Annotated in this window: 8 protein-coding genes and 1 tRNA gene; 7 read left to right on the forward strand and 2 right to left on the reverse strand. The window is 58.7% G+C overall.

Translation table 11 applies throughout. From position 1 onward, the window contains the following. The first annotated feature begins 764 nt into the window (after positions 1–764). From NW849_RS13065 to NW849_RS13075, 3 genes are all read left to right on the forward strand, one after another. Positions 765–1,772: a COX15/CtaA family protein gene (locus tag NW849_RS13065; protein ID WP_414358133.1), complete on the forward strand. Its 1,008-nt coding sequence runs from the start codon at positions 765–767 to the stop codon at positions 1,770–1,772. Positions 1,773–1,825: 53 nt separating this feature from the next. Continuing rightward, positions 1,826–2,818: a heme o synthase gene (locus NW849_RS13070; RefSeq protein WP_414358143.1), complete on the forward strand. Its 993-nt coding sequence runs from the start codon at positions 1,826–1,828 to the stop codon at positions 2,816–2,818. Between the two features lie 147 nt (positions 2,819–2,965). After that, positions 2,966–3,244 carry a hypothetical protein gene (locus NW849_RS13075; RefSeq protein WP_414343242.1) on the forward strand — a complete coding sequence of 93 codons (279 nt, stop codon included), beginning with the start codon at positions 2,966–2,968 and terminating at the stop codon, positions 3,242–3,244. A 461-nt stretch (positions 3,245–3,705) separates the two neighbouring features. Here NW849_RS13075 and NW849_RS13080 read toward each other — a convergent pair. After that, positions 3,706–3,778: transfer RNA gene (locus tag NW849_RS13080), tRNA-Ala, on the reverse strand. 262 nt (positions 3,779–4,040) lie between these two features. Between NW849_RS13080 and sppA the strand changes: the two genes are divergently transcribed. From sppA to pheA, 4 genes are all read left to right on the forward strand, one after another. Further along, the gene (sppA, locus tag NW849_RS13085) at positions 4,041–5,078 is read left to right on the forward strand and encodes a signal peptide peptidase SppA (protein WP_414358134.1); all 1,038 of its coding nucleotides are present in this window, start codon (positions 4,041–4,043) and stop codon (positions 5,076–5,078) included. Positions 5,079–5,122: 44 nt separating this feature from the next. Beyond that, positions 5,123–6,385 carry an alanine racemase gene (alr, locus tag NW849_RS13090; RefSeq protein WP_414358137.1) on the forward strand — a complete coding sequence of 421 codons (1,263 nt, stop codon included), beginning with the start codon at positions 5,123–5,125 and terminating at the stop codon, positions 6,383–6,385. 202 nt (positions 6,386–6,587) lie between these two features. Next, positions 6,588–6,956 carry a late competence development ComFB family protein gene (locus NW849_RS13095; RefSeq protein WP_414358139.1) on the forward strand — a complete coding sequence of 123 codons (369 nt, stop codon included), beginning with the start codon at positions 6,588–6,590 and terminating at the stop codon, positions 6,954–6,956. 13 nt (positions 6,957–6,969) lie between these two features. Then, the gene (pheA, locus tag NW849_RS13100; RefSeq protein WP_414358140.1) at positions 6,970–7,956 is read left to right on the forward strand and encodes a prephenate dehydratase; all 987 of its coding nucleotides are present in this window, start codon (positions 6,970–6,972) and stop codon (positions 7,954–7,956) included. Between the two features lie 59 nt (positions 7,957–8,015). On the opposite strand, the gene NW849_RS13105 is transcribed toward pheA, so the two are convergent. Then, on the reverse strand, positions 8,016–8,806 hold a 791-nt coding region (locus tag NW849_RS13105), incomplete at its 5' end, for a hypothetical protein (RefSeq protein ID WP_414358142.1).

Here is an 8,806-nt window from a genome sequence, read left to right on the forward strand (position 1 = left end):
ACTGAGGCAGGAGCTTTACAGACATAAGAGAGCAATCTCCACAGAGGCTGCTGGGATTATAACTTGCCTATGCTTGAGGTGAGGATTCCTACAGCAATTTTCTTCAGTGCTGGAGCTGTTCGAGATTTCGACCTAAGTCTAAGTCCAGATACCTACCTGAGCTCTTGAGTGAGAGCAAGGTTCTTTGTTGGCCAATACCGGGAAACTTCGCTGCCATCGTGACCCTCTCCGCCAGCATCCCAGATCTGGCAACGACGTATATGGATCCCAAGCCGGAGCGGAGCTGGCCCTGACAGAATTTTTGGGAATCTCTGTGCCCAGAAGCTGGTCATCCCGCCACCGAGCAAGAGCTGGCTCCAGACTACAGACTCCAAAAGGCAGTCTTGTGGCAGGCTGCTTCCCTTGGCAAAAGTTGCTGTATTGGCCAGGAAGTCTTGGCCAAGGGAGTGATGTATGGACACCCTGTGGGGGATCCGTCCTGGCGCAGAGGTTTTGCGGCAGGGGGAAAGGATTGGTCTGCTGGCTGGTGCTGGCTTGACTTCGTGGGGGTGCCTGGGATTGTGAGCCAAGAAAGAAATTCTTAAAAAGCTTTCGCCAGACGCAAAACCGCATTTAGGATTGGCTTCTAGGGTTCGTTAGCGAGTAACCTGCACCCTCGTTTTCAGAATCATCTGCTACCGAACCCGCTGCGTCTTGTCAGCCCAACCGATTTCTTCAGTGCAGGCTGCTTGAACCGTTGGCTTAATGTTCTGCCTTCAACTGCGATGGACTCTTCGATCTCTCAATCCCAACCTTCTTCCCGGCGGGATCCCGTGCCTTCGGGCAAGCTTTCCCGGCGCATGGGGCAAGCCCTACTGGGGTTAGCATTGGCCACTTGGCTGTTAATGGGGTTGGGCAGTGCCACCCGCGTCATGAATGCTGGGCTGTCTTGTCCAGATTGGCCCCTTTGCTACGGGGCAATTGTGCCCAGCCAGCAGATGAACCTGCAAGTCTTTTTGGAATGGTTTCACCGCATGGTGGCTTCTGGGGTAGGCTTGGCTACGCTGGTTCTGATGGGGTTTGCTTGGCTGAAGCGTCAGGCATTGCCCACTTGGCTGCCCTGGGGTTTGAGTTTGGCTTTTGCCCTGGTCTTGGTGCAAGGGATCCTGGGTGGGCTGACGGTCACGGAGCTGCTGCGCTTTGACATTGTGACGGCCCACTTGGGCACGGGCCTGCTGTTTTTTGCCACTTTGCTCACCCTGGGATTACTGATCTGGACAAGAGCCGGTTCTAAGGACTCCATCCTGCCGCTGCGACTGGGTGAAGGGCCATTTTCCGTCGGCTACTTGCCTTGGCTGGGCTTGGGGGCGGTGCTGCTGGTATATGTCCAGAGCCTTCTGGGCGCCTTGGTGGCCTCCCAATGGGCTTTGCATCAATGCTTTGCTGCCGGCGAGCTGTGCTGGGTGATGAATAGCCACTTGCTGGGGGTTGCTCCGGCCACCCTTGGGGTGTTGGCGGTAGCGGTGGCCACCGGGCTGCGGCGCAAGCGGATCCCCCGCCTTCTCAAGTTCTTGGGCCATGGGTCTGTTGGCCTGCTGTTGGCCCAGGTGGGGATCGGTGTTTTGACCTATCATTACCGGCTGCAGGTAGAACCCCTAACGGTGGCCCATCAGATGATGGGGGCAGCTTTGCTGGCCTGTCTGCTGGGTTTTACGGTGCTGGCCTGGCGAATGCGAACCCAGGGGGAAGAAGGCCAGTGGATGGCCATGACCGCAGAAATGACCGGTGAGTGAATTTCATGCAAGATAGCGTTTTAGTCGACCGTCAGGCTTCCTACCAGAACCCGATGGGGGGGATCCCCTCTGAGCAGAGCCCATGTGCTCTGGGGTGCGAGCGCCAGGCGCTTGTCCAGGTTTTGCACAGCTACAGCCAGTTGGTGAAGCCCAAGATCATCGCCCTCTTGCTGATGACGACGGCTGGGGCCATGTGGATGGCAGGCAACACCGACCCGTTCAGGTTTTTCATCACCCTTTTGGGGGGAGGAATGGCGGCGGCGGCAGCCAACGTCATCAACATGGTGTATGACACCGATATCGATCGGATGATGGAGCGAACCCGCCATCGTCCCCTGCCTTCCGGTCGAATCCGGGCGCGGGATGCTCTGATTTTTTCGGGGATCCTAGCTTTGGCTGCCTTTGGGTTGTTGGCTATTTTCACCAACCTGCTGGCTGCCGGTTTGGCCATGGTGGGGATCCTGGTGTACGTGGGGGTCTACACCCACTGGCTGAAGCGCTCCAGCACGCAGAACATCGTCATCGGTGGAGCGGCAGGAGCCATCCCGCCTTTGGTGGGCTGGGCAGCGACCACAGGTGAGCTGAGTTGGGCTGCCTGGGTGATGTTTGCCATTATCTTTTTGTGGACTCCACCCCACTTCTGGGCTTTGGCCATTCTGAAGCGGGAAGACTACGCTCGCGCGGGGGTGCCGATGCTGCCGGTGGTCGCGGGCGAAAGGATCACTGCCGCGCAGATTTTGCTCTACGCGCTGCTGATGGTTCCGGTCAGCCTGTTGCTGGTTTACCCATTGGGAATGCTGGGATCCTTTTATCTGAGCGTCGCGGCGCTGCTGGGATCCCTCTTGGTTTGGAAGGCGGTGCAGTTGCTGCAGGATCCCTGCAATCGAGATCGGGCAGCCTCGCTCTTCACGTTTGCCAACCTATACTTGCTGCTGCTCTGTGGAGCCATGGGTCTGGATAGGTGGTCGTTAACCCACATCCTCTGGAGCCAGGCCACTGCGTCCCTCCAAGGGATTTACACCACCCTCATAGCGCTGGCCAGCTGACTTGCGCGAATGGGGGATCCCTGGGTTGATAACCCCCGTTGGCCAGCCGGTTTTTCCTCAAAATTGCGGCCCATTCTCAGAGAGTGACACTCCATACCGTGCAGGGTAAAATGAGCTGAACATTAGCCAAGCAAGACACACCCGGCCATGACCAATGAGGAGATTGAGACGCGATTTGTCCAGTTGGCCGAAGCTGTGACCAGGGTGGCCAATACAGTTGCCCAGGTTACCGATGCTCAGCTTGCCTTGCAGACTCTTTCGGGGCGTCTCGCTGAGGTTGTCCTGGAATTGCGGCAGGAAGTGCGGGAATTGCGGCAGGAGCTGAGAGAATTGAGGCAGCGGCAGGCTGAATCGGATCAACGCTTTGAGGTTCTCCTTCAGGAAATCCGCTTCTTAATCCGCCGTCAGGGAGAGGGGCAAGCGTGAGTTGGGAAATCGCCTGGTGGAAGCCCCTGAGATAGGTCAGGATCCTCTCCGTGGAAAGGGTGAAAACAGCGGAGGATCCCTTGCTGCCTAAGGTTTGCTCCCAAGCAGAATACTTTCATTATTTCAAACAGCAATGAAACGGCTTGCTGCGTCGATCCCTAACTCCCCTCTCCCAGGGGGAGAGAAGCCGGAGGTGAGGGAAGGCCGCCTTACAGGAGAGGAGTTGGGGGTAGATTTTGCCGAGCCTTTGTGGACACTTAAGAAGCCCAGAAGCCTTGCTGGACAGGACTGTCTGGGCTTGGGGAGATGTTGCTGAACCGTTTCGCAACGCATAGTCACTTATCTCACTGTCAAGGTGAAACAAACAACCGCTTGCTTCCTGCTAAGGCCTCCGGCCCGCTAGCGCAAGCAGTAGAAATAGATGGTAATAGAAGCCACGACTGCTATCGGCCCTCTGGGGATGGAGCTTAGCGGACTTGAACCGCTGACCCCTTCAATGCCATTGAAGTGCTCTACCAACTGAGCTAAAGCCCCAATCACTTGGCTTCGAGCCAGAATCCCGCTCAAGGATCCAACTTTCTACTCCATTCTACACCTGCAGCCTGTAGAAGCTGCCTTATTGGTAAAAAGTGCTGGGATCCCATACTAGATAAGGGGAGGATCCTTGTCAATAGTTTGGATGGCTCAACCGGGGGGAAGCAACAGTGGGGTTTGCTCGGCCCTCAGCCTTTTGTTGCCCGGCATCCCAGGAAGCCCGCAGGGTGGTAGAACGGAGTCAGTGGCAATTGAGGGGCCTGTGACACAAGAAACTCTGCTTAACCGCACTTTGGCAGCTTCTTTGCTGGTCGTCTGCCTTATCGCGGCCATTGTCGGGGGCACGCGCCCTGCCCCAGAGTCTACCCGAGGCGGGGTCGGTCTAGAGGCCGCACGGGGGGCGGATCGCATCGAGGTGGTCACCCTGGAAGGAGCGATAGGCAGCCCAGGGGGTTCGACTTTGGTAGGCCTGCCCACTTCTCCTGTGGAACAGTTGCGGGAGGCAGCACGGGATCCCTCTGTCAAGGCTGTATTGCTGCGCATCAACAGTCCCGGCGGAGCTGTGGGATCCAGCCAGGAACTCTACCGCGCCGTAACCGCTCTACACGGAGCAGGCAAGCCGGTGATCGCTATCCTAGAAAACATTGCTGCCAGTGGGGGGTACTACGTGGCCAGCGCTGCCGACAAAATCTATGCCAACCCTGGCACCCTGACCGGCAGCATAGGGGTTATCATCAGCGGCCTCAGCTTTGGTAAGTTGCTGGAGAACTACGGCATAGAGCCGCAGACCTTCAAAACCGGCGAGTACAAAGACCTTCTCTCTCCTTTCCGCAGTGCCACTCCTCAAGAGCAGCGCCTTCTGCAAAACTTGGTGGAGGATACCCTCGAGCAGTTCATTCGCGATGTGGCCCAAGGACGCCAGCACTTGCCAGAAAAGGCAGATGAGGTGCTGGAAGCAGAGATGATCGCGCGACGGCAGAGCTTGGATGAAGCCCGGGTGCGACAATTGGCCGATGGACGCATCTTCACCGGGGCGCAAGCTGTGGAGGTGGGCTTGGTGGATGCTTTGGGGGGCTACACCGAAGCGGTGGAGGATCTGCGGCGCATGACCGGGGATCCCTCTTTGTCACCGGCGGGTGAGGGAGAGGGTTTCCAACGAGTCCTGCGACGACTGTTGAGCCAGGGATTGTCCTCGCAAAGACAAGCCGCTTGGCTGGGCCGGCTGTTGGAGAGCAACGAGGCTGTTGGGATCCCAGACGTGCCGCTGCTGTGGATGGCGCCCGAGTGGACTTTGCGCTAAACCTAAATCTAATCAGGACGGGTTTTGGGTGTGGGGGGTGAACGGTGAATCGAGAACCGGTCGCGCCGGCGGCGCAGGGCACTTTGAGAGCGGCTGCTCTGGGAGTGCAGGGGAATGGATCCCAGAGGGCAAATCCCTCGGCGGAGCTGGATTGCGCGATTGACCTGGAGCTGTTGACCAGTCGGGCTTGGGTGGAAATTGACGCGGCCCAGTTGCGGGAAAATCTGCGGCTATTGCAGGCTCGCCTGTCGCCGGATACGGAGATCTGGGCGGTGGTGAAGGCCAATGCCTACGGGCATGGAGCACAGTTGGTGGCTCCCGTGGCTGTTGCGGCTGGTGCCAAGGGGCTGTGTGTGGCCACCCTGGCCGAAGGGATCGAGTTGCGGCAAACGGGGCTGCAGGCTCCGATTCTGGTGTTGGGAGCTTTGAATACCTGGGCAGAACTACAGCAGGCCATGGCAGCCCGGTTGGAGGTCAGCCTCACCTGTGCAGAGCAAATCCCGCTGATGTGTCAGGTAGCCCGTTGGGCCGGGCGCCCCATCCCGGTGCATGTCAACGTGGATACGGGTATGACCCGTTTGGGGATCCCCTGGAAGGAAGCAGCAGCCGTGTGGGGGCAGATTTGTCGGATCCCGGAGCTGGAGGGCTGTAGCTTGTTTTCCCATCTGGCGACGGCGGACGAGCCCCATTCTCCGGTCATGGAACAGCAGCACGCCCGCTTTGCCCAGGTGGTGGAACAGATCCGTCAAGCCGGGGATCCCTTGCCGGCGCTGCATCTGGACAACTCAGCTGCCGCTCTGGCCCATCTCCACTACTCCCGTGTGCGCCTGGGACTGGCCCTCTATGGCTTGTCGCCTGCCCCCCACTTGCAACTGCCGGGTCTGCAGCCGATTCTGCGACTCAAGGCGCGGCTGACCCACATCCAAACTGTGCCTGCCCAGACCGGAGTGAGCTATGGACATCGCTACATCACCTCTCGCCCCAGTCGCATTGCCACTCTGGCCATCGGCTATGCGGATGGGATCCCACGGCGGCTTTCCGGCTGGCTGCGAGGATGGGTGCGCGGCGGCCTGATCCAACAGGTGGGCACGATCACGATGGATCAGTGCATGTGGGATGTAACCGAGAGGCCGGATATCCAGGTGGGGGATGTGGTGGAACTGCTGGGCCCGAATCTGGTGAATGTGGGTTTATCCGTGCAGGATTGGGCCGATCAGTTGGGTACTATTCCCTATGAGTTGCTGTGTGGGCTTTCTGCCCGTCTGCCGAGAGTGTTGGTTAACCCTCTGGGGTTTGATGATGGCTGACAGGACAGATCCGATTGCCTCAGCACACCCAAATACATCAAGCCCAGATAGGAGCGGGCCAGAGGCTGTTCGCGTCAGCAGCAGGGGATTTGGCTTGACTTGTCAACAGAGAATAGAGCAGCATCGAAGGTAATCGAGAGCACTCCTGCTCCCTGAAAGACAGGGGCTTGGCGGCGGGTTCGATTCACATCAGGAGGTAGCGATGGCGGAGGAACATAAGCCTCTGAAGGGCCTGGAAAATCAAATGGAACGGGCTGTTCTGGAGATGGTCAACGACATCCTGCTGATGGAGAGTCAGCAGCGCTACTGCTTCTGTGAGAAATTCTGTAACGATGCTGCCGCCCTGGCCTTGAACAACCTCAAACCTCGCTACGCCACCAGTTTTCACGGCTCTCTCCACACTTTGGAAGCCATTCAAGCGGATCAGGAGTTGCAGAGGCTGATCCGATTGGAGGTGGTGAAGGCCATGGAAAAGGTGGCGGCCAATCCCCGTTGCCCGGAGCCTGAATGTCCTTTGCTGCTGCGCGACGCCGAGACGATAGAGTTAGAACTGGCCCCTAGCGACAATTGAAGGAATGGCTCTGATGGAGCTGCGCTCCGCTGGCGCGAACGTTTCCCCTTCGCCGGTGGCCTTTCTTGGCCCTGCTGGAACCTACACAGAGTTGGCAGCTTTGCTGGCCTGCCCTGAGCAGCCTCACCTGCACAGCCAGGGATCCCATCCCTTGGTGCCCTACCCAACGATCAGCGCCTGTTTAGAAGCGGTAGCTGTCGGCCAGCAACAATGGGCGGTGGTGCCGGTGGAAAACTCCGTAGAGGGCGGGGTTTCGATGACCTTGGATGCCCTGTGGCAACTGGAGGGGCTAGGGATCCGGCAGGCGCTGATCCTGCCCATTCGCCATGCCCTCATCGGACGTGCCTCGCGGTTGGAGCAAATTGAGCAGGTCTACTCCCACCCGCAAGCTTTGGCCCAATGTCAGGCTTGGCTGAGATCCCATCTGCCCCAGGCCACTTTGATCCCAACCCGCTCGACCACCGAAGAATTGGATCGCCTGCAGGAGCAGCCCAGCGCCGCCGTCATCGCCTCAGAACGAGCTGCCACCCTCTACCAACTGCCGGTCTTGGCCTGCCCGATCAACGATCACCCCGATAATTGCACCCGCTTTTGGGTCATTGGCCGTGCGCCACTTTCCCGTTTGGGTCAGCAGGATGGAGCCCTGGCCAATCCTGCTTCTCCGGGGGGATCCCATACTTCCTTGGCCTTCAGCCTGCCCCACAATGTGCCGGGAGCACTGCTGAAACCTCTGCAAGTGTTTGCGGAGCGAGGTTTAAACATGTCCCGTATTGAGTCGCGCCCCACCAAAAAATCGGCAGGGACTTATGTCTTTTTTGTCGATCTGGAGAATCCTGTTGGCCAGCCCTATCTGGATGCCGAGGTGATTGCGGCGCTGGAATCGATTGCCGAAACCTTGAAGCTCTTTGGCAGCTACCCTGTGCATGACCTCTGCAAACAAGGTGCTCTATCCCAAACAGCAGGATCCCTGTCCCCTGAGGGGAAAGCGCGTCCAACGTAGACACGCCTTTCAAACCGTTGCATTATCTGGGTTCTAAGGCCCGAAAGTTGGGAGTGACATTAGTTTGAAGAGGGATCCCTGCTGGGGTGCTTGAGATCGGTCAAATCGTTGAGGCGGCGCAGGATCCCCCATCCCTGTAGGGCTTCCAGCAGGGCTTCCCGCACGACGGCTACCGTTTCTTGGTCGAGGGCCAACCGCAGATAATCCACCGCCAGCCGGGTTTGCTCGGGATCCAAGTGGGACATTAAGCTCTGCAAGCGGCGAACGCCCGCCAGCCGTCTGAAGGGATCGGGAGAGGCAACGTCGCTGAGATCGCGCTCCAATTGAGACCGTTGCCGCTCTTGTCGGCGGCTGAGCCACTCCCCAAACAGCAGCGACAACAAGGCTAGGGTGGCCAATCCCTGTAAAATGGCGCCGGTGGCCAGCCAACGCTGGTTGGATTCCGCCCAGATGGAGACAAGGGTGTAGGTGCCGAAGGTGGCGGCTGCTCCCGAACCAATTGCCAGCAAAAGCGAGCGATCCGCCTGACGAAACCAAGCTCGCCACTCCCGCCAGCGGCGGTTGAACTCAGGGCTGCGCATCCCCTGTAGCCCCAACATCACCAAGGTACCCACCCCCAAAGAAAGAGCCAGCCGCCCGTTCCAGAAGGCCAGCCCCGCCAATGCCAAGCCCGACAGGGCCAGAACCCGCCATTGCGGCCCTGCTAGGATCCACAGAGCAACTTGGGATCCCGTCTCCACTGCCCCACGCCCCACCCGCTGCAGATACTCTGACCAGGATCCCTGGCCGGAAGAAGGGCGACCCGATTGATGTTTCACCGATGGCAACTCCCAAAACTCGGCCCTATCTG

Origin of the sequence: Synechococcus sp. R55.3 (assembly GCF_047461975.1) — a bacterium.
GTDB lineage: Bacteria > Cyanobacteriota > Cyanobacteriia > Thermostichales > Thermostichaceae > Thermostichus.

What these genes read in the sequence shown, in the direction of transcription:
- NW849_RS13065 (WP_414358133.1), top strand. Translation starts at nt 765, where the DNA reads ATGGACTCTTCGATCTCTCAATCCCAACCTTCTTCCCGGCGGGATCCC.
- NW849_RS13070 (WP_414358143.1), top strand. Translation starts at nt 1,826, where the DNA reads ATGGGGGGGATCCCCTCTGAGCAGAGCCCATGTGCTCTGGGGTGCGAG.
- NW849_RS13075 (WP_414343242.1), top strand. Translation starts at nt 2,966, where the DNA reads ATGACCAATGAGGAGATTGAGACGCGATTTGTCCAGTTGGCCGAAGCT.
- NW849_RS13095 (WP_414358139.1), top strand. Translation starts at nt 6,588, where the DNA reads ATGGCGGAGGAACATAAGCCTCTGAAGGGCCTGGAAAATCAAATGGAA.
- pheA (WP_414358140.1), top strand. Translation starts at nt 6,970, where the DNA reads ATGGAGCTGCGCTCCGCTGGCGCGAACGTTTCCCCTTCGCCGGTGGCC.